Consider the following 19,142-nt stretch of genomic DNA (forward strand, 5'->3'; position numbering starts at 1 on the left):
CGGCGCGAGGATCAGTTGGCCCGCGGAGGCCCGCCCCACCACCAGGTGGGGAGTCGCTCGCCCCCACGGCGAGGATCCACAACGGTGCATCGGAAACCCGGTGAACGTTAGTGGACACCGCACTAGCGGTTTCTCCGCGCCCGCCGCCCCCGCCGGGTGACCATCAGGTCGGAAGGGGGGCGGCGTGGCCGACGGCGCGGGCAGGAGCGGGTACCGGTTCAGGCGTGACCGGGAGATGGCCCGGGACGCCTCCCGGGTGGAGACGTTCAGCGACGGCGTCTTCGCGGTCGTGCTGACGGTGATGGCCGTCGAACTGCTCCAGTACGGTCCGGCCAGGGCCACCGGGAGGGAGCTTCCCGACGCCCTCGCCCACGCCTGGCCGACCTACCTGGCGTACGTGATCACCTTCGGGATCGCCGGCCAGATCTGGCTCGGCCATCACAACATGTGGCGGTACGTGGTCCGGGTCGACCAGCTGCTGCTGGTGTTCAACCTGCTCGTGCTGCTCTTCGTGGCCGCCATCCCGTTCACCGCTGACCTGCTGTCGGACAACCTGCGCGGCAACGCGACCGAGCAGCGGCTGACCGCCGCCCTTTACCTCGGCACCGTGCTCGGCGAGTCGCTCTTCTTCAACCTGAGCTGGTGGTGGGCTCGGAGGCGGCGGCTGCTCCACCCCGACCTGGATCCCCAACTGGCCCGGGCGGTCTCGCGGCGACTGCTGCTGCGCCCACTGCTCTACCTGATCGCCTTCGCCTTCGTCTTCGTCGACCCGATCCTCAGCCTCGTCCTCTACCTGCTGCTCGTCGGTCTCTCCCTCATCCGCCGCCCCGGCGATCTGCCCCCTGCCGACGTCGACGGTGCGGTCAGCGACCGAGGTCGCTGAGGATGCGGCGGGCGGCGTTGTGGCCGGCGGCGCCGATCACGCTGCCCGCCGGGTGGCAGCCGGCGCTGCCCGCGTAGACGCCGTCGACGCCGGTCGCGTACGGCATGCGGTCGGTGAACGAGACGGTGTTGTCCACGTGGTGGATGTGCCCGCCGGTGATGCCGAAGTGCGCCTCGATGCCGGGCGGGGGCAGCGGTACCGCGTCGGCGATCAGGTCGCCGGCGCTGGGGGCGTACCGCTCGCAGATGGCGATCAGCTTCTCGACGTACCCGGGCATGGCCTCGTCCCAGGTGGTGCCGGCCAGCTCGTAGGGGACCGACTGCACGAACAGGGCCGAGGAGTGGTGGCCGGCCTCGTCGGAGAGCGACGGGTCGACGGTGGTGTGCAGGTACCACTCGATGGTCGGCTCCTCGGGCAGCCGACCGGCCTGCACGTCCGCCCACATCGCGCGCAGCGCGGCCATCGGCGCCTCGCCGCCCCCGCCCACCAGCGAGGCCGAGCCGGGGAGCAGGTGGATGGTGGAGCCGAACGGGCTCGGCGCCCCGGCCGGCAGGCAGGCGAAGCGGGGCAGCCCGGTCAGCGCCAGGTTCAGCTTCAGGGTGGTGCCGGGTCGGCGGACCGCCGTCATCCGCTGATGCAGCGGCGCCGGGAGCGCGCCGTCGGGCAGCAGGTCCATCAGCCGGTACGGGTCGCAGGCGCCGAGCACCACCGGGGCGGCGACGTGCCGGCCGTCGGCGAGCGTCACCCCGCTGGCCGCGCCGCCGTCCAGGGTCACCCCGGTCACCGGCGTACCCGTGCGGATGCTGGCTCCGGCGGCGCGGGCGGCCTCCGCGAAGGTCCGCGAGACGGTGCCCATGCCACCTCGGGCGATCATCCAGGTGCCGTCCGCGCCGGGCAGCCGGCACATGTTGTGCACCAGGAAGTTGTGCCCGGTACCGGGGTCGTCCGGGCCGGCGTTGAGGCCGGAGAGGCCGTCGGTGACCGCGTACATGCTGACCAGCAGTTCCGAGCGGAAGTCGAAGCGGGCCAGGTGGTCGGCGACCGAGCCGCGCACCAGGTCGACGAAGACCTGCCGCAGCGCCGGGCGGACGTACCGCTCGGCGGTCTCCTCCACCGGCAGCGGCTCGGCCAGCCAGGCGGGCGCCAGGTCCTCGCGCAGCTGGGCCAGTTCGGCCTGCAACGCGTCGTCGGCGGCCGCGTCGGCGGGGGAGAAGAACTCCGCGAGCTGCTTGCGGGTCGCCGCGGTGTCGCTGCCGAAGAGCAGGTACGGCGAGCCGATGCCGCCGGGCGTGGGCAGGAAGTAGTGCGGGTCGCGGCGCAGCACCGGGATCCGCACGTCGAGCGTGGCGAGCAGCTCCGGCGGCATCAGCCCGAGCAGGTACGACCCGGTGGAGTGGCGCAGCCCGGGGACCTTGGGGAACGGGTTCTCGGTGCGGGTGGCCCCGCCGATCTCCTCCGCCGCCTCCAGCACCAGCACGTCCAGCCCGGCCCGGGCCAGCAGGACGGCCGAGACCAGCCCGTTGTGCCCGGATCCGACGATCACGACGTCGGCGCGGGCCGGCAGCTCACTCGCTTCGCTCATGCCCGGGCAGCCTAGTGCGGCGCGGCCCGTGGCGGGAGGGGTTCAGCGGCCGGAGGGCTTCTGCGGCCGGAGGGTTTCAGCAGCGCTGGGCGCGCCAGCGGCTGAGGGCCAGGGTGGCGGAGTAGCCGGCCAGCACGATCACGTGGAACAGGTAGAGCCAGAGCAGCACCGCCACGCCGCCGCCGACCTCGTCGAAGCCGCCGAAGGGCGCCCCCAGGTCGATCGGGAGCGAGGCGAACAGCACGAACCCGTGCAGGAACCCGGAGAGGTTCGCCGCGGTGAACGAGCCGACGGCGAGGGTGGAGAGCCAGTCCGGGGAGGCCGGTCCGACCACCCGGAACACCCACATCACCACCGGGGTGAGCACCAGCCACACCCCCAGGAACGACAGCACCACGCCGAGCGCGCCGACCCAGCCGCCCTTGCGGACCAGGTGGGTGGTGGTGGGCAGGGCGATCAGGATCGACAGCAGCAGCGCCGGGGCCGGGGCGAGCAGTGGCAGCAGCAGCAGCCGACCGCGCCAGCCCACCAGCGACTCGTCGGGGTTCGGCGGCGTGGCGACCGAGACGAACGCCCGACGCAGCCCCTCGCCGTAGAGCGACGCCGGCAGCAGGGAGGCCAGCGCGAGCAGCGGGGTCAATTCCACCCCGGCCGCGACCAGCGCCTCCACCGCCCGGGGCGCCCCGATCGCGTCCGGCAGCGTGTTCACCGCGTACGAGGTGAGCCGGCGGACCCGCTCCCCGCCGGCGAGAAGCGAGGTCAGCCAGATCGCCAGCAGCGCCACCGGCACCACGGCGATCCCGCCGTAGAAGGTGATCGCGGCGGCGTGCAGCGAGATGTCCCGGCCGCGTACCGGCCGGAAGGCGGCGCTGGTGATCCGCTTCGTGCGCTGCCATGCGTGGCCCATCGCGATCTCCTTCCCCCTCCTGGGCCGGGGCACGCATTACGATCGCGCGTCATGACGGTGCTCACCACGGAACGCCTGGTGCTGCGGGACTGGACCGACGCCCCGGCGGACCTGGATCGGATCTTCGACATCTACTCGCGTACCGAGATCACCCGTTGGCTGGCCGCGTCCGGCCTGCCGCTGACCGACCCGGCCCAGGCCCTGGACCGGCTGGCCAGCTGGCGGAAACGGCACGCCGGCCAGGGTGGCCGCTACGGCACCTGGGCGATGGAGGTCCGGGACACCGGCCGGGTCGCCGGCACTCTGATCCTCAAGCCGCTGCCCGGGGCGGACGGCGTGACGGAGACCGACGACATCGAGGTGGGCTGGCACCTGCATCCGGACTCCTGGGGGCACGGGTACGCCACCGAGGCGGCCCGCGCGGTGCTGGCCCGCGAGTTCGCCGCCGGCACCCCGCAGGTGTACGCGGTGATCTCGCCCGGCAACGACCCGTCGATGGCGGTGGCCAGCCGGCTCGGCATGGTCCACCTGGGCCGGCGCACCGACTGGTACGGCGGCGAGGTGCTGGAGACCTTCGTCCGGCGGGCCGACGCCTGACGCCTGCCGGGACAGCGGGGGGCGTTGCCCAGGCCGTATCGTCCTCCGCCGTGATGATCAGTTTCGAGACGCAGCCGGACCGGCGGCGACTCACCGCCGCCCTGCGCCGCGCCTACCGGCACACGCTGCTGTTGTACTGGCTCTGCCCGGTGGTGCTGCTCCTGCCGGCCCTGGTCGCCGTGCTCCTCGGAGATCCGCTGGAGGGGGTGCCCTGGGTCGCCGCCGCGGTGACCGCCGCAGTGCTGTCGCCGCTGGTCCTGCGGGCGCTGGTCCGGGCCAGCTGGAAGATGCACGGCATCCCCATCACCTGGACGATCTCGGACGACGGCGTGCGCGGCGCGAACGCCCTCTCCGACAGCGTCGTGCGCTGGGAGGCGCTGACCGGGGTGGAACCGATCCCCGGCCAGTTGCTGTTCCGGCTCAGCCGGTACCAGGTGTTCCCGGTGCCGATCGACGGTCTGAGCGTGGAACAGCAGGCCGAGCTGTACTCCTACCTGCGCGGCCGGAACCTGCTCACCGGCGATGCGGTCGAGCTGGGGCCGCCGGCCGTCCGGCGGTAGGTCGCCCCCGCCGGATCGTCACGGACTGTAGTGCCCACCCCCCGGACATGCTGGTGAGCGATATGCCTGAGAGGCATATTTATGCCTCTCAGGCATATCGCTCACCAGGCATACGTCGTCCCACCGCGACCCGCCATGGGGCAGCGGAGGCGCGGCGCCGGTCGTGTCGTGTGCCGTCGTGATGATCACGTTCGACGCCGTCCCCGACCGGGACCGGCTCGCCGCCGCGCTGCGGTCGTCCCTGCCGCCCATGCTCGTGGTCCAGGTGCCGGCGGCGGTGCTGGGCCTGGTGGGGGCGTTCGGACTGGCTCTCCTGCCGACTGTCGGGTGGCAGGCTTCCGCCCGCAGCAGGCGGCGGGTGGGGGCGCGCCGAACTCCTCGACGAGGAGGCGCCGGCCGAGGACCCGGACGGCGAGGGCTGAGGCTCCCAGCGGGCGCACAGCGACCGCGGGGCAGAATGGCCGCGTGACAACTCCCCGCGACCTCGTTCTGCTCGGCTCCACCGGCTCGATCGGTACCCAGGCCATCGACATCGTGCGGCGCAACCCGGACCGGTTCCGGGTGGTGGCGCTCGGGGCCGGCGGCGGCAACGTGGAGCTGCTCGCCGCGCAGGCCCTGGAGCTGGGCGTGGACGCGGTCGGGGTGGCGAAGTCCTCCGCCGCGCAGGACCTCCAGCTCGCCTTCTACGCCGAGGCGAGCCGGCGCGGCTGGGCCACCGGGGACTTCCGGTTGCCGAAGATCGTCGCCGGCCCGGACGCCATGACCGAGCTGGCCCAGTGGCCGTGCGACATCGTGCTCAACGGGGTGGTCGGCTCGCTGGGGCTGGCGCCGACGCTGGCCGCGCTGCGCGCCGGTCGTACCCTCGCGCTGGCCAACAAGGAGTCCCTCGTCGCCGGCGGCCCGCTGGTGAAGGCCGCGGTGACGCGGCCGGGGCAGATCGTTCCCGTCGACTCCGAGCACACCGCGTTGGCCCAGTGCCTGCGCTCCGGCTCGCGCTCCGAGGTGCGCCGGCTGATCGTCACCGCCAGCGGTGGCCCGTTCCGGGGCCGCAGCCGCGACGAGTTGACGCAGGTCACCCCCGAGCAGGCCCTCGCGCACCCCACCTGGAACATGGGGAAGGTCATCACGATCAACTCGGCCACCATGGTCAACAAGGCCCTCGAAGTGATCGAGGCGCACGAACTCTTCGACGTGCCCTATGCCGACATCACCGTGATGGTGCATCCGACGTCGGTGATCCATTCCATGGTCGAGTTCGTCGACGGCTCCACCATCGCGCAGGCCAGCCCGCCGGACATGCGGCTGCCGATCGCGGTCGCGCTGGGCTGGCCGGACCGGGTGTCCGAGGCCGCCGCCGCGGTGGACTGGACGAAGGCCCACACCTGGGAGTTCGCCCCGCTGGACGACGAGGCGTTCCCGGCGGTCGCCCTGGCCAAGGCCGCCGGCGAGACCGGCCGCTGCCGCCCGGCGATCTACAACGCGGCGAACGAGGAGTGCGTCGCCGCCTTCGTCGCCGGCCGGCTGCCCTTCCTCGGCATCGTCGACACCCTGCGCCGGGTGTTGGAGGAGGCACCCGATTTCGGCGAACCAGGTACCGTCGAGGACGTGCTCGCGGCCGAGTCGTGGGCACGCGCGCACGCGCAGGAGATCATCTCGGGGTCGGGGAAGGAAGCTTGATGCTCTATCTGCTCGGGGTGGTCGCGATCGCCCTGGGGATTCTCATCTCGGTGAGCCTGCACGAGGCGGGTCACATGCTGACCGCCAAGGCGTTCGGGATGAAGGTCACCCGCTACTTCGTCGGCTTCGGCCCGACCCTCTGGTCCTTCCGCCGCGGTGAGACCGAGTACGGCATCAAGGCCATCCCGCTCGGCGGCTTCTGCAAGATCGTCGGGATGACGCCGCAGGACGACGACGTCGAGCCGGGCGACGAGCACCGGGCCATGTGGCGCTACCCGGTCTGGAAGCGGACGATCGTGATGTCCGCCGGCTCGGTGACCCACTTCGCCCTCGCGATCGTCGCCATCTGGCTCGTCGCGATGTTCGTGGGGATGCCGAACAGGGACCTGCCGAACCCGCTGCCGACGCACGTCAAGGTCGTGGACTGCGTCATCCCCACCGACCCCCAGCGCGAGTGCGCCCCCGGCGATCCGGTCAGCCCCGCCAGGCAGGCCGGGCTGCGCGACGACGACAAGATCCTCGCGGTGAACGGGACGCCGGTGGCCGACTACACCGACCTGGTCAAGAAGGTCCGCGACCTGCCACCGGGCAAGGCCACCATCCGCTACGAGCGCGACGGCGTGCAGAACGACGCCCAGGTGACGCTGGCCGCCGTGCAGCGCAAGCCGCTGGACGACCCGAACGGCGCCCCGAAGACCGTCTCCGCCCTCGGCGTCGCCGGCCCGTCCCTGCCGCCGGGCGTGCCGGCCACCGTCACGTACGGCCCGGTCGAGGCGATCCCGGCCACCGCCGGCTACACCAAGGACCTCGCCGTCGGCACCTACGAGGCGATGAAGCGGATTCCGGAGAAGGTGCCCGCCCTCTGGACCGCCGTCACCGGCGGCGAGCGGGACAAGGACACCCCGATCAGCGTGGTCGGCGCCAGCCGGCTCGGCGGCGAGGCGTTGGCGAACGGCTTCTGGCAGATGCTGCCCTTCCTGTTCATCTCGCTGAACTTCTTCGTCGGCGTGTTCAACCTGCTGCCGCTGCTGCCCCTGGACGGCGGCCACATCGCCATCGCCTGGTTTGAACGGGTCCGCTCCTGGCTGTACGCCCGGATCGGCCGCCGCGACCCGGGCCGGGTGGACTACATGAAGCTCATGCCGCTCACGTACGCGGTGATCCTGGTCGGTGGCGCGTTCACGCTGCTGACCGTCACCGCGGACGTCGTCAATCCGATCACGCTCTTCTCAAGGTGAGTGCCTGAAGTGACCGCTGTCAGTCTCGGTATCCCCGCCATGCCGCCCCCGCCGCTGGCCCCGCGCCGGGCCAGCCGCCAGATCATGGTCGGCTCGGTGCCGGTCGGTGGCGGTGCGCCGGTCTCGGTGCAGTCGATGACCACCACCCTCACCTCCGACGTCAACGCCACCCTCCAGCAGATCGCCGAGCTGACCGCGTCCGGCTGCCAGATCGTCCGGGTCGCCGTGCCCAGCCAGGACGACGTCGAGGCGCTGCCGGCGATCGCCCGCAAGTCGCAGATCCCGGTCATCGCCGACATCCACTTCCAGCCGAAGTACGTCTTCGCCGCGATCGACGCCGGCTGCGCCGCCGTCCGGGTCAACCCGGGCAACATCCGGCAGTTCGACGACAAGGTCAAGGAGATCGCCAAGGCGGCCGGCGCGGCCGGCGTGCCGATCCGGATCGGCGTGAACGCCGGCTCGCTGGACAAGCGGCTGCTCGCCAAGTACGGCAAGGCCACCGCCGAGGCGCTGGTCGAGTCGGCGCTCTGGGAGTGCTCGCTCTTCGAGGAGCACGGGTTCCGGGACATCAAGATCTCGGTCAAGCACAACGACCCGGTGGTCATGATCCGGGCGTACCGGCAGCTCGCCGAGCAGTGCGACTACCCGCTGCACCTGGGCGTCACCGAGGCCGGCCCGGCGTTCCAGGGCACCATCAAGTCGGCGGTCGCCTTCGGCGCGCTGCTGGCCGAGGGGATCGGCGACACCATCCGGGTCTCGCTCTCCGCGCCGCCGGTCGAGGAGATCAAGGTCGGCAACCAGATCCTGGAGTCGCTGGGCCTGCGCGAGCGCGGCCTGGAGATCGTCTCCTGCCCGTCCTGCGGCCGAGCCCAGGTCGACGTCTACAAGCTGGCCGAGGAGGTCACCGCCGGCCTGGAGGGGCTGCCGGTGCCGCTGCGCGTCGCCGTGATGGGTTGCGTGGTGAACGGCCCGGGTGAGGCCCGCGAGGCCGACCTCGGCGTCGCCTCCGGCAACGGCAAGGGCCAGATCTTCGTCAAGGGCCAGGTCATCAAGACCGTGCCCGAGGGGCAGATCGTGGAGACGCTGATCGAGGAGGCGCTGCGCCTCGCCGACGAGATGGGCGCCGAGATCCCCGAGGAACTCCGCGACCTGGTCCCCGGCGCCACCGTCACCGTCCACTGACCCACCCCACCCCACCCCGCACGCCCCGACGCCCCACGCGCCGCGGCTGCACTTTCAGAGAAAGAGTGGCTATTCCCTCTGGAATAGCCACTCTTTCTCTGTATCTGCCGGCCCACGCCTCCGCGTGCGGGGCGGGGGAGGGGCGGGGTCAGTCGGATTCGGCGAGGATGGCGTAGAGCTTGCGGCGGGTCTCGTCGAGGACCTGCGCGGCGCGTTCCCGCTGGTCGTCGGTGCCGGTCATCATCACCTGGCGCAGCGCGTGCATCGCCTGCGCGCCGGCGTCGCGGATGTCGTGCCAGCTGTTGACGGTGTTCTCGGCGAACTCCGCCCAGGGTGGGGTCTGCGCCGCGGCGGCGGCCTCCTCGCGGCCGGCGTCGGTGAGGCCGAACCGCTTCCGTCCACCGGTGGAGGAGTCCGTGCTGGCCTCGATGACCCCCTCGTCCTCCAGCAGTTGGAGGGTTGGGTAGATCGAGCCGGGGCTGGGCCGCCAGGCCCCGCCGGTGCGGGAGTCGATCTCCTGGATCATCTCGTACCCGTGCATCGGCCGCTCGGTGAGCAGCGCCAGCACGGCACCGCGGACGTTCGGCCGGCGACCCCGGCCCCGACCCCGGCCGCCCCGGCCCCCACCCCAGCCGCCGTGCCCGTGCGGGCCGGGCGGGACGGGCGGGAAGCCGAACCCGCGTCGACGGGCCTCGTGCATCGCCTGGAAGTGCTGATGGAATCCCATGCCACGATCCCTTCTCGGACTGTCGTTGATGCATCGACGATATATCGGCAACGTGTCGGCGACAAGGAAATTGACCGAGGTGGAGAGCAAACCGTACGTACGTCTTGCTAAAGTCGTCCGCGTGCGCCTGCTTCCCGAACCGGGTCCGGCCCGGACCCTCGCCCTCTCCACCCTGGTCAACACGATCGGCCGGGGCACCTGGCTGACCGTCAGCGCGCTCTTCCTCACCCGCTCGGTCGGCCTCTCGGTGCGCGAGGTCGGCGTCGGCCTCACCGTCACCGCGCTGGTCAGCCTGATCGCCAGCACGCCGATGGGGTACCTGGCCGACCGGCACGGCCCGCGCGGCATCCAGCTCGCCGCGCTGGTCGCCTCCGGCGTCTTCACCGCCGCCCTGGTGACCGTCCGGTCGTTCCCGACGTTCCTGGTCGTCGGGGTGCTGATGGCGGTCGCCGACGCCGCCAGCCGGGGTGCCCGGGGCGCGCTGATCGCCGGAGCCGTCCCCGCCGACCACCGGGTCCGCACCCGGGCCTGGCTGCGCGCCGTCACCAACGTCGGGATCTCGGTCGGCGCCGTGGTCGCCGGCGTCGGGCTCGCCGCCGACACCCGCGGCGCGTACGTCGCGCTGATCCTGCTCGACTGCGTCACCTACCTGCTGGCGGCGGTGGTGCTGCTCCGGCTGGCGCCGGTCCCGCCCGTGCCGGCACCCGCGCACGGGCCGCGGCTGATCGCGTTGCGGGACCGCCCCTTCCTGGCGTTCACCGTGCTCGACGGGCTGATGTCGATGCACTTCGGGCTGCTCAACATCGCCCTGCCGCTCTGGATCGCCGACCACACCACGGCGCCGCACTGGCTCGTCTCGGCCTGCATGCTGGTCAACACGGTGACGGTGGTGCTCTTCCAGGTGCGCGCCTCCCGGGGGACCGAGGAGCTGCCCGGGGCCGCGCGGGCCGCCCGGCGGGCGGGCGTGGTCATCGCGGTGGCCTGCGCGCTCTTCGCCGCCAGCGCCGGCGTGCCGACCCCGGTCGCGGTGGCGCTCCTGCTGGCCGGGGCGCTCGTGCACGTGGTCGGCGAGCTGTGGCACGCGGCGGCGGGCTGGGGCATCTCCTTCGGCCTCGCCCCGGCCCAAGCGCAGGGCCAGTACCAGGGGGCGTACGGGATGGGCATGCAGCTCGGCGGGATGGTGGCCCCGGTGGTGGTGACCAGTCTCGCGGTCGGCTGGGGCGCGCCCGGCTGGCTGGTGCTCGGCGGGTTGTTCCTGGTGCTCGGCGCGCTGGTGCCGCCGGTGGTGCGGTGGGCGGCGCGGACCCGGCCGGCCGAGCCGGTGGCCGAACCTGTCACCGTCTGACCGGTCGGCCGGCGAGTGGCCGCCCACATCTGGCAGGCTGGTAGCCGTGCTGACGGTGCCGGTACGCCAACTGGGGGAGTCGGAGCGCCGCGCGGTCGAGCGGCTGCTCGATCTCGACCCGTTCGCGGGCGCGCAGGTCGCCGAGCGGGTCGCCGCCCGTGGCCTGGCCTGGTGGCGGGCCGAGGGGCGGATCCTCGGGTACGGGGCGCGCCGCAACCTGGAGTCGATCTGCTGGCTGGGGGGCAACCTCACCCCGGTGCTCGCCTCGGAGCCGGCCGTCGCCGCCTTCGCCGAGCAGCTCGCCGCCGAGGAGCGCCTCTGCTCCTCGATCGTCGGGCGGGCCGACGCCGTGCTCGGCCTCTGGGACCGGCTCTCCACCCACTGGGGTCCGGCCCGGGACGTCCGCCCCAACCAGCCGCTGCTGGCCACCGACGCGCTGCCCCCGGTCTCCGCCGACCCGCAGGTGTGCCGGGTGCGCGCCGCTGAGATCGACCGGCTCTTTCCGGCGGCGGTGGCGATGTACACCGAGGAGGTCGGCGTCTCGCCGCTGGCCGAGGACGGTGGACGGGCCTACCGGCGGCGGGTCACCGACCTGGTGCGGGCCGGTCGGGCGTACGCCCGCTTCGTCGACGGCCGGGTGGTCTTCAAGGCCGAGCTGGCCGTGGTGACCCGGCGTACCGCCCAGGTCCAGGGGGTCTGGGTGGCCCCCGAGTGGCGCGGGCGGGGGATCGCCACCGCGGCGATGGCGGCGGTGGTGCGCGACGCGCTGCTGCGGGTCGCCCCGACCGTGAGCCTCTACGTCAACGACTTCAACCTGCCTGCCCGCCGGGTCTACGAGCGCTGCGGCTTCCAGCCGGTCGGCACCCTCGCCACCGTGCTGTTCTGACCCGTCCCGCCCGCCGGCCATGGCGGGGATCACGCCCGCCCCGGTCGGGGAACCGGACGTACGGCGCTATGCTGGGCATGTTTTTATACTGACCAGTCAGTTCAAGCATGTCGGGATGTCGGATGAGGATCGTCGAGGCGCACGGGCTGGGGCTGCGCACCCGGCGGGGCTGGGTGTACCGGGACGTCGACCTGACCGCCGAGGCGGGTGAGCTGCACGTCGTCACCGGGCCGCCCGGCAGCGGGCGTACCTCGCTGCTGCTCGCTCTGGCCGGCCGCTTCCCGCACAACCAGGGCACGCTGCGCACCCGGGGGCCGGCCGCGCTCGGCCAGGTCGCCGGGGTGCACGAGCCCGACCCCGCGCTCACCGTCGCCGAGCACATCCAGGAGCGGCTGCTGCTGCTCGGGCCCGTTCCGCGCCGACGACGCCAACTGGTGCCGGTGGCCGCCGTCCGGGCCCGCCGGGCGTACCGGCGGGACGCCTTCGCCGCCGCGATCGCCGGCGCGGGCTTCACCGACGTACCCCTCGATCCGGAGGTGCGCGGCCGTGACCTCACCCCGCAGCAGCGGCAGGTCCTCGGCCTGGTGCTGGCCACCCTGAGCGGTCCCAGCCTGATCGTCGCCGACGACGTGGACGCCGGCTCCGACGCCCCCGAGCGGGCCTGGCTCTGGGACGCCCTGGCCCGCCTCGCCGACCAGGGCTACGCGGTGGTCGCCAGTGCCCGCGCGGTCGAGCCCGGCGCCCGGGCCGTCGTGCACCGGCTCGGCGACCCGTCGCTGCCGGTCCGGCCCGACCTGAGCCTGCCGGCCCCCACCGCACCGGCCACCACCGCCCCGGCGCGCACCGTCGCCGTCCCCGCCCAGGCCGTCCCGACGGACGTCACCGACCCCGACGTGACCGCCGACCCGGACGCGACCGCCGACCCGGACGCGACCGCCGACCCGGACGCGACCGCCGACCCGGACGCGACCGCCGACCCGGACGCGACCGCCGACCCGGACGCGACCGCCGACCCGGAGGGCGCCGGCGGGCCGGCCGGCGGCCCCGCCACCCCCGACATCGTCGACCCCGAGGTGAACCGATGAGCGTCTTCCGCCTCGCCCGCTTCGAGCTGCGCCGGATGACCCGGGGCCGGCTGCCGCGCGCCGCGCTCGCCGTGCTGACCGTGATCCCGCTGCTCTACGGGGCCCTCTACCTCTACGCCTTCTGGGACCCGTACGGGCACATGGACCGGATCCCGGTGGCGCTGGTCAACGCCGACCGGCCCGCCACCGCCGGCGACGGCAGGGTGGTGCACGCCGGGCAGGACCTCACCGACGAGCTGCTCGACCGCAAGGTCTTCGGCTGGCACGTAACCGACGCCGACGACGCCACGGCCGGCCTGCGCAGCGGCCGCTACCACCTAATCTTCTCCATCCCGGCGGACTTCTCCGCCACCCTCGTCGCCAGCCCCGAGCCCGACCAGCCGGCCCGCCGCGGCGAGCTGCGGGTGGTCAACGACGATGCCACCAACTACCTCTCCGGCCTGCTCGCCCGCTCCGCCTTCAGCGAGATCCGGGCCGCCGCCGCGGAGAGCACCGCCAGCGGCTACTTCGACAAGATGCTGGTCGGCTTCACCGACCTGAAGGCCGAGACCGGCAAGGCCGCCGACGGCGCCGGCCAGCTCGCCGACGGGCTCGGCACCTCCCAGGACGGCGCCGGGCAGCTCGCCGACGGGCTGGGCCGCTCGGAAGCGGGCGCCGGGCAGCTCGCCGCCGGGGTGGACCGCAGCGCCCAGGGCGCCGACCAGCTCTCCTCCGGCCTCGACGAACTCCGCACCGGCGCGACCCAGCTCGCCGACGGCAGCGCCCAGGCGGCCACCGCCACCCGGGCCGCCGCCGACAAGGTGGACGCCCTCGCGGACCGGGCCGAGCCGTTCCTGCGCGAGAACGCCGACGAGATCGGCACGGCCGCCACCGTCATCGCCGAGGGCGCCAACGCGCTGGCCGACGGGCTCGACACGCTGCCCGAGCAGGCCGACGTCGTGCTGACCCAGGCGCGCAAGGTCGCCGACCGCCTCGACGCGCTCGTCGCGGCGCATCCCGAACTCGCCGACGACCCGACCGTCACCGCCGCCCGCGCCGCCGCCGACAAGGCCGTCGCCGAGGCCGAGAGCCTGGCCGCCACCATCGACCGGACCGACCTGGCCGCGCTGCAGAAGAAGATGCGGGAGGTCGCCGCCGCCGCCCGCGAGGTGGCCGCCGCCGCGCCGCACCTCGCCGACGACGTGGCCGGGGCCAAGACCAAGGTGCACCGGCTCGCGGACGCCATCGACCGGATCGCGAAGGGCAACGCCGAGCTGCGGGACGGGCTCGGCACCGCCGCCACCGGCGCCGACCAGCTGCGGGGCGGGCTGTTCCGGCTCTCCACCGGGGCCCGGGACCTCGACGGCGGGCTCGCCCGGCTCAGCGGGGGCGGCGACCGGCTCGCCGCCGGCCTGACCAAGCTGGAGGGCGGCGCCGGCCAGCTCGCCGACGGGCTGGCCGCGGGGGAGAAGAAGATCCCCGGGTACGACGACGCGGCCGACCGGGCCGGCATCCTCGGCGACCCGGTCTCGCTGGACCGCACGTCCGAGCACCCCGCCGGCTCGTACGGCGTCGGGTTCGCCCCGTACTTCCTCGGGCTGGCGCTCTGGGTCGGCGCGATGATCACGTACATGCTGCTGCGGCCGGTGAACCGGCGGCACGTGATGTCCGACGCGTCCGCCTGGCGGGTCGCGCTCGCCGGCTGGCTGCCCGCCGTGGCGATCGGACTGGCCCAGGCCGGGGTCCTCTTCACCGTGGTCACCCTGGTGCTCGGCCTCGACCCGGAGTACCCCGCGGCGACGTTCGGGCTGCTCGCGCTGACCTCGCTGGCGTTCACCGCGATCATGCAGTGGCTCGGCGCGCAGCTCGGCCCGGCCGGCCGGCTCGCCTCGCTGGCCCTGCTGATGCTCCAGCTCACCTCCTCCGGCGGCACCTACCCGGTGCAGACCTCGCCCGACTTCTTCCAGGCCGTCCACCCCTGGCTGCCGATGACGTACGTGGTGCAGGGGCTGCGGCACACCATCAACGGCGGGTCGTCGGCGACCGTGGTCACCGCCGCGCTGGTCATCGCCGCCTTCGGCGCGGCGGCGCTGGTACTCACCGTCGGCGCGGCGCGCCGGTCCCGGCGACTGACCCCGGCGAGGCTGCACCCCGAACTGACCATGTGAGGATGCTCCTGGGCCGGGGGTACGGGAGCAGCCCGGTCCGCCACGGGCCGGTCGGGCGGACGGGGAGGGCGAGTGACGGACGGACGGTCGCGGCGGCGGGAGGACACCCGGCAGCGCCTCTTCGTGGCGGCGGTGGAACTCATCGCCGAGCAGGGCTTCTCCGCCACCACCGTGGACGACATCGCGGCCCGCGCCGGAGTGGCCAAGGGCACCGTCTACTACAACTTCGAGTCCAAGACCGTCCTCTTCGAGGAGCTGCTGCGGCACGGCATCGGCCTGCTCACCGCCGACTTCCGGGCCGCGGTGGCCGGCCTGCCACCGCGCGAGGCGCTCGCCGCCCTGGTCCGCGCCGAGCTGGAGTACATCCGGCGCTACCGGGCCTTCGCCCAGCTGCTGCTCTCGGAGATGTGGCGGACCAACCGCGAGTGGCAGCAGACCCTGCGCCTGCTGCGCGGCGAGGCGATCGAGGTGATCGCCGACACCGTCCGGGCCGGGGTGGCCAGCGGCGACCTCCCCGCCGACCTGGACGTGCGGACCGCCTCCTCGGCGCTGTTCGGCGTCGGCCTGGTGGTGGCCGTGGACTGGCTGGTCTTCCAGCCGGACCGGCCGATCGAGGACGTGCAGGAGGCGCTGCTCGGCATCGTCCGGCGGGTCGCCCAGACCTGACCTGCGACACATCCGGGCAGGTCGGAGGCGGCGGGGGCGCGGTAAATGCGTTGAATGGTCGCGGCCCGAGGGCCAGGCTGGACCTACCGCCACCACCAACCCGAGTCCGGAGGGACCCTCCCATGCGCCTGCTCCGTGATCTCTGGGCCACCGCACCACGCCGGATGGCGGTCGTGGTCGTCCTGATCGTGCTCGGCGCCGCCGGGCAGGCCGCCGCCTCGGCCCTGGCCGGCCCGGTCCTGGTGCACCGCTCCGCCACCTTCTTCGCCCTGCTGGTGCTGGCGCTGGTCGCCGCCGTCCTCAGCGACCTCGTCATCGGCCTGCTGATGGCCGGGCTCACCGCCGACTGGTCCGCCGACGTCCGCCGCCGGCTCTGCCGGGTGGCGCTCGGGCAGGACCTGACCACCCTGGAGACCACGCCGGTCGGCGAGCTGCTCGACCGGATCGACAACGACGTCTACCAGGTCGCCTCCGAGCTGCGGAACACCGGCGTACGGCTCGTCCAGGGCCTGGCGGTCTGCCTGCTGGCCACGGTCAGCGCCCTGTTCGTCTGGTGGCCGGCCGGTGTCGGCATGCTCGTGCTCACCGCCCTGCTCGGCGTCGTGCTGCGCCGCCCCACCGCACGCATCGCCCCGGCCCGGATGGCCGAGGAGGAGGCCTGGTCGGACCTCGCCGCGGTGATGGAGGAGGCGGTGCACGGCCAGGACGACGTGCGGACCAGCCTGGCCCGGCCGTACGTGCTGCGCCTCTACGCCGGGCGCGCCGCCGAGGTGCTGGCCCGGTGCCGGCGGGTGTTCCTGATGTCCGCCCGGGTCACCACGATCGCCGCCGGCGCGATCCGCGCCGGCATCGCCGCCGTGGTGCTCGGCGGGGCCTGGGCGCTGGCCACCGGCCGGATCGACGGCGCCCGGCTGACCGCGATCTGGCTGCTCGCCATCGCCTTCGGGGCCACCGTCGAGCACCTCGCCCGCTGGGTGCCCCACCTGCAGTACGCGCTCGGCGCGTGGGCCCGGGTGCAGCTGCTCTCCGACGCCCGGCAGGAGCCGGCGGGCGGCGCGAGCCCGGCCGAGGGCGACCTGAGCGTCCGCGGGCTCACCTTCCAGTACCCGGACACCGCCGACGGGGAGCGGGGGCCGGCGCTGCGCGACATCCGGCTCACCTTCGCCCGCGGCCGGTCGTACGCCCTGGTCGGGCGGACCGGGTCGGGCAAGTCGACGCTGGCCAAGGTGCTCACCCGCGCGGTCGACCTGCCGCGCGGCACGGTCTTCCTCGGCGACACCGACCTGGTGGACCTGGACGTCGAGCAGTTGCGCCGGTGGGTCGCCGTGGTCCCGCAGCGCACCGAGATCCTGGCCGGGACGCTGGCCGAGAACGTCGCGCTCTTCGACCCCGACCTGCTCGACGACGCCACCCGGGCGCTGGAGGAGCTGGGGCTGGCCGGCTGGATCGCCGAGCTGCCCGACGGCGTCCGGACCCGGCTGGGCGAGGGCGGGCACGTCCTCTCCGCCGGGCAGGAACAGCTGGTCGCGTTCGCCCGGATCCTGGTCCGCGACCCGCACGTGGTGATCCTCGACGAGGCCACCGCCCGGTTGGACCCGGTCACCGAGACCCGGGTGCGCCAGGCCACCGAGCGGCTGCTCACCGACCGGATCGGCATCGTCATCGCGCACCGCCTCTCCTCGGTGCGCCGCTGCGACGAGGTGGTGGTGATGGCCGACGGCGCGGTGCTGGAGGCCGGCCCGCTGCGCGAGTCGGAACGCTTCGCCGAGCTGCTGGCCAGCAGCCACGCCGCCGCGTACGCCCCGGCCGGCGCGGGCCGGGGCGGGGTGGACCTGCTGCCCGGGCCGCGCGACCCGTGGGAGGTGGAGCCGTCGGCGTCGGCACCGGCGCCGGTCGAGCGGCCGGTCACCGTGGCGGTGCCGAAGACCGACCCGCCGCCGCTGCCCGCGCCGCCGCCCGCGCGCACCATGCGGGAGATCCTCCGGCTGGGCACCAACGACCCGAGGTACGGCCTGGTGTCCGTCGCCCTGTTCGTGGTGATGACGCTGCTCGGCCTGGACGGCGCGGTGCTGCCCTGGCTCTGGGCCGACGTGGTCGACGGCGGCAGCCCGTGGCTGCCCGCGTTCGGCATCGCCGCCGCGCTGCTGGTCGTCCTGCCGCTGCCGTTCTACACCAACCTGTGGTTCCCGCAGTGGTGGGTACGCCAGATGCTGCGGATCAGCCTGCGCCTGGTGCACGGGCAGACCGGGGCTCGCCGGGTCAGCGGGCACACCCCGGCGGAGGTGGTCGCCCAGAGCGGTGACACCGAGCGGGTGGTGCAGCTCGCCGACAACCTGATGGACCAGTTCATCGCCCTGGCGATCGTGGCCACCATGACGGCGGTGACCGGCAGTTTCGTACCGGCGCTCTTCTTCGCCGGGACGATGGTGGTCTCCGGGCTGGCGGCGACGCTGTTCGGGCCCCGGCTGGAGCGGTCCGCCCGGGGCACGGTGGCGGCGCGGGCGGCCTTCGCCACCGCGCTGGTCTCCGCGCTCTCCGCGGCCCGCACGGTGAAGCTGGCCGGCGCCACCCGGCCGGTGCTGACCCATCTGGCCGCCCTGGACACCGTGCGCAGCGACCGGCAGCGCCGGGAGATCTCCGCGCAGGTGTGGGCACGGTCCACGCCGTCACTGGTCAGCGGCCTGCTGCCGATCGGCGCGTGGGCGCTCTACCTGGCCGGTGGGCTCTCCGCCGGGGCGACCCTGGTGGCGGTCTCCACGCTCGGGGCGGCCCGCTGGTTCGCCTGGACCACCGCGTCACTGGTCTCGCACTACCCGTCGGCGCGGGTCTGGACCCGGCGGACGGCGGCGATGTGCGGGGTCGGGACGTACTCGGCGGCGGTTCCCGGGGTCGACCTGGCCGCCGGCACCGCGCCCGCGCCCGTGCCGCCGGCCCGGCGTCCGCTGCGCCGGCTGGAGCTGGCCGGCTTCGGGGCCCTGCACTCCGACGGCACCCTGGCCGTGCGGGACGTCGACCTGACCGTCGACCGGGGGCAGCTGGTGCTGATCGTCGGGCCGGTCGGCTCCGGCAAGTCCTCGCTGCTGCGCGCGCTGGCCGGGATCGTGCACCACATCGGCACGCTGCGCTGGAACGGCGAACCGGTGACCGAGCCGGAGCTGTTCCTGCGTCCGCAGCAGGTGGGGTACGTCGGGCAGCTGCCCCGGGTGCTCTCCGGCACGGTGGCCGACAACATCGCGCTCGGCCACGAGGTGGACGCGGCCGGGGCGGTGTCGACCGCGCAGCTCGACCACGACCTGGCCGCCGCCGGGGGCGGGTTGGGGCTGCTCATCGGCCACAAGGGGACCCGGCTCTCCGGCGGCCAGTTGCAGCGGCTGGCGCTGGCCCGGGCGCTGGCGCCGCGTACCGAGCTGCTGGTGGCCGACGACGTCTCGTCGGCACTGGACGTCACCACCGAGCTGGCGCTCTGGGCGGCGCTGCGCGAGCACGGTGTGACCGTGGTCGGCTCGACGTCGAAACGTGCGGCGTTGGTGCGGGCCGACCACGTGGTGGTGCTTCGCGACGGGGCGGTCGCCGCGCAGGGCCCCTGGCGCGACCTGGAGGACGACTGGGGTCACCTGGCCGGCTGACCCCGGCGGGGTGGTCCACGGTTGGCGGCGTGTC

At 74.0% G+C, this 19,142-nt stretch carries 15 protein-coding genes; 12 read left to right on the forward strand and 3 right to left on the reverse strand.

Annotated elements, in window-relative coordinates; translation table 11 throughout:
- The first annotated feature begins 235 nt into the window (after positions 1-235).
- A complete protein-coding gene (locus KBX37_RS15820) occupies positions 236-883 on the forward strand; it encodes a TMEM175 family protein (protein WP_210776746.1) in 648 nt (215 codons plus the stop codon).
- Here the strand turns inward: KBX37_RS15820 and KBX37_RS15825 are convergent.
- Positions 864-2,465, reverse strand: coding sequence for an NAD(P)/FAD-dependent oxidoreductase (locus KBX37_RS15825; protein WP_210776718.1), 1,602 nt, complete (start codon positions 2,463-2,465; stop codon positions 864-866). The two genes, KBX37_RS15820 and KBX37_RS15825, sit on opposite strands and share 20 nt — an antisense overlap.
- A 76-nt stretch (positions 2,466-2,541) precedes the next feature.
- A complete protein-coding gene (locus KBX37_RS15830; protein WP_210776719.1) occupies positions 2,542-3,372 on the reverse strand; it encodes a YhjD/YihY/BrkB family envelope integrity protein in 831 nt (276 codons plus the stop codon).
- Between the two features lie 51 nt (positions 3,373-3,423).
- On the opposite strand from KBX37_RS15830, the gene KBX37_RS15835 reads away from it, so the two are divergent.
- The 5 genes from KBX37_RS15835 (at position 3,424) to ispG (ending at position 8,626) form a co-directional block, all read left to right on the forward strand.
- Positions 3,424-3,969 (forward strand): GNAT family N-acetyltransferase, encoded by a 546-nt coding sequence (locus KBX37_RS15835; RefSeq protein WP_210776720.1) that lies wholly within the window; start codon positions 3,424-3,426, stop codon positions 3,967-3,969.
- Positions 3,970-4,019: 50 nt separating this feature from the next.
- On the forward strand, positions 4,020-4,529 hold the full coding sequence (locus KBX37_RS15840; protein ID WP_210776721.1) for a YcxB family protein: 510 nt from the start codon (positions 4,020-4,022) through the stop codon (positions 4,527-4,529).
- 465 nt (positions 4,530-4,994) lie between these two features.
- Complete coding sequence (dxr, locus tag KBX37_RS15845; RefSeq protein ID WP_210776722.1) at positions 4,995-6,206, forward strand: 1-deoxy-D-xylulose-5-phosphate reductoisomerase; 1,212 nt, start codon at positions 4,995-4,997, stop codon at positions 6,204-6,206.
- Positions 6,206-7,444 (forward strand): RIP metalloprotease, encoded by a 1,239-nt coding sequence (locus KBX37_RS15850; RefSeq protein WP_210776723.1) that lies wholly within the window; start codon positions 6,206-6,208, stop codon positions 7,442-7,444. The genes dxr and KBX37_RS15850 overlap by 1 nt, the downstream gene beginning before the upstream one ends.
- A 9-nt stretch (positions 7,445-7,453) precedes the next feature.
- Positions 7,454-8,626: a flavodoxin-dependent (E)-4-hydroxy-3-methylbut-2-enyl-diphosphate synthase gene (gene ispG, locus KBX37_RS15855; protein ID WP_210776724.1), complete on the forward strand. Its 1,173-nt coding sequence runs from the start codon at positions 7,454-7,456 to the stop codon at positions 8,624-8,626.
- Positions 8,627-8,774: 148 nt separating this feature from the next.
- On the opposite strand, the gene KBX37_RS15860 is transcribed toward ispG, so the two are convergent.
- A complete protein-coding gene (locus KBX37_RS15860) occupies positions 8,775-9,353 on the reverse strand; it encodes a PadR family transcriptional regulator (RefSeq protein ID WP_210776725.1) in 579 nt (192 codons plus the stop codon).
- Positions 9,354-9,474: 121 nt separating this feature from the next.
- On the opposite strand from KBX37_RS15860, the gene KBX37_RS15865 reads away from it, so the two are divergent.
- From KBX37_RS15865 to KBX37_RS15890, 6 genes are all read left to right on the forward strand, one after another.
- On the forward strand, positions 9,475-10,698 hold the full coding sequence (locus tag KBX37_RS15865; protein ID WP_210776726.1) for an MFS transporter: 1,224 nt from the start codon (positions 9,475-9,477) through the stop codon (positions 10,696-10,698).
- 46 nt (positions 10,699-10,744) lie between these two features.
- The gene (locus KBX37_RS15870) at positions 10,745-11,584 is read left to right on the forward strand and encodes a DUF4081 domain-containing GNAT family N-acetyltransferase (RefSeq protein WP_210776727.1); all 840 of its coding nucleotides are present in this window, start codon (positions 10,745-10,747) and stop codon (positions 11,582-11,584) included.
- 122 nt (positions 11,585-11,706) lie between these two features.
- Complete coding sequence (locus tag KBX37_RS15875; RefSeq protein ID WP_247658156.1) at positions 11,707-12,669, forward strand: ABC transporter ATP-binding protein; 963 nt, start codon at positions 11,707-11,709, stop codon at positions 12,667-12,669.
- Positions 12,666-14,816 (forward strand): YhgE/Pip domain-containing protein, encoded by a 2,151-nt coding sequence (locus KBX37_RS15880; protein ID WP_210776728.1) that lies wholly within the window; start codon positions 12,666-12,668, stop codon positions 14,814-14,816. The genes KBX37_RS15875 and KBX37_RS15880 overlap by 4 nt, the downstream gene beginning before the upstream one ends.
- Positions 14,817-14,888: 72 nt before the next feature.
- The gene (locus KBX37_RS15885) at positions 14,889-15,482 is read left to right on the forward strand and encodes a TetR/AcrR family transcriptional regulator (RefSeq protein ID WP_179803608.1); all 594 of its coding nucleotides are present in this window, start codon (positions 14,889-14,891) and stop codon (positions 15,480-15,482) included.
- 122 nt (positions 15,483-15,604) lie between these two features.
- On the forward strand, positions 15,605-19,108 hold the full coding sequence (locus tag KBX37_RS15890; protein ID WP_210776729.1) for an ABC transporter ATP-binding protein: 3,504 nt from the start codon (positions 15,605-15,607) through the stop codon (positions 19,106-19,108).
- Positions 19,109-19,142 lie beyond the last annotated feature (34 nt).

It is taken from the genome of Micromonospora sp. U56 (assembly GCF_018070095.1).
GTDB lineage: Bacteria > Actinomycetota > Actinomycetes > Mycobacteriales > Micromonosporaceae > Micromonospora > Micromonospora purpureochromogenes.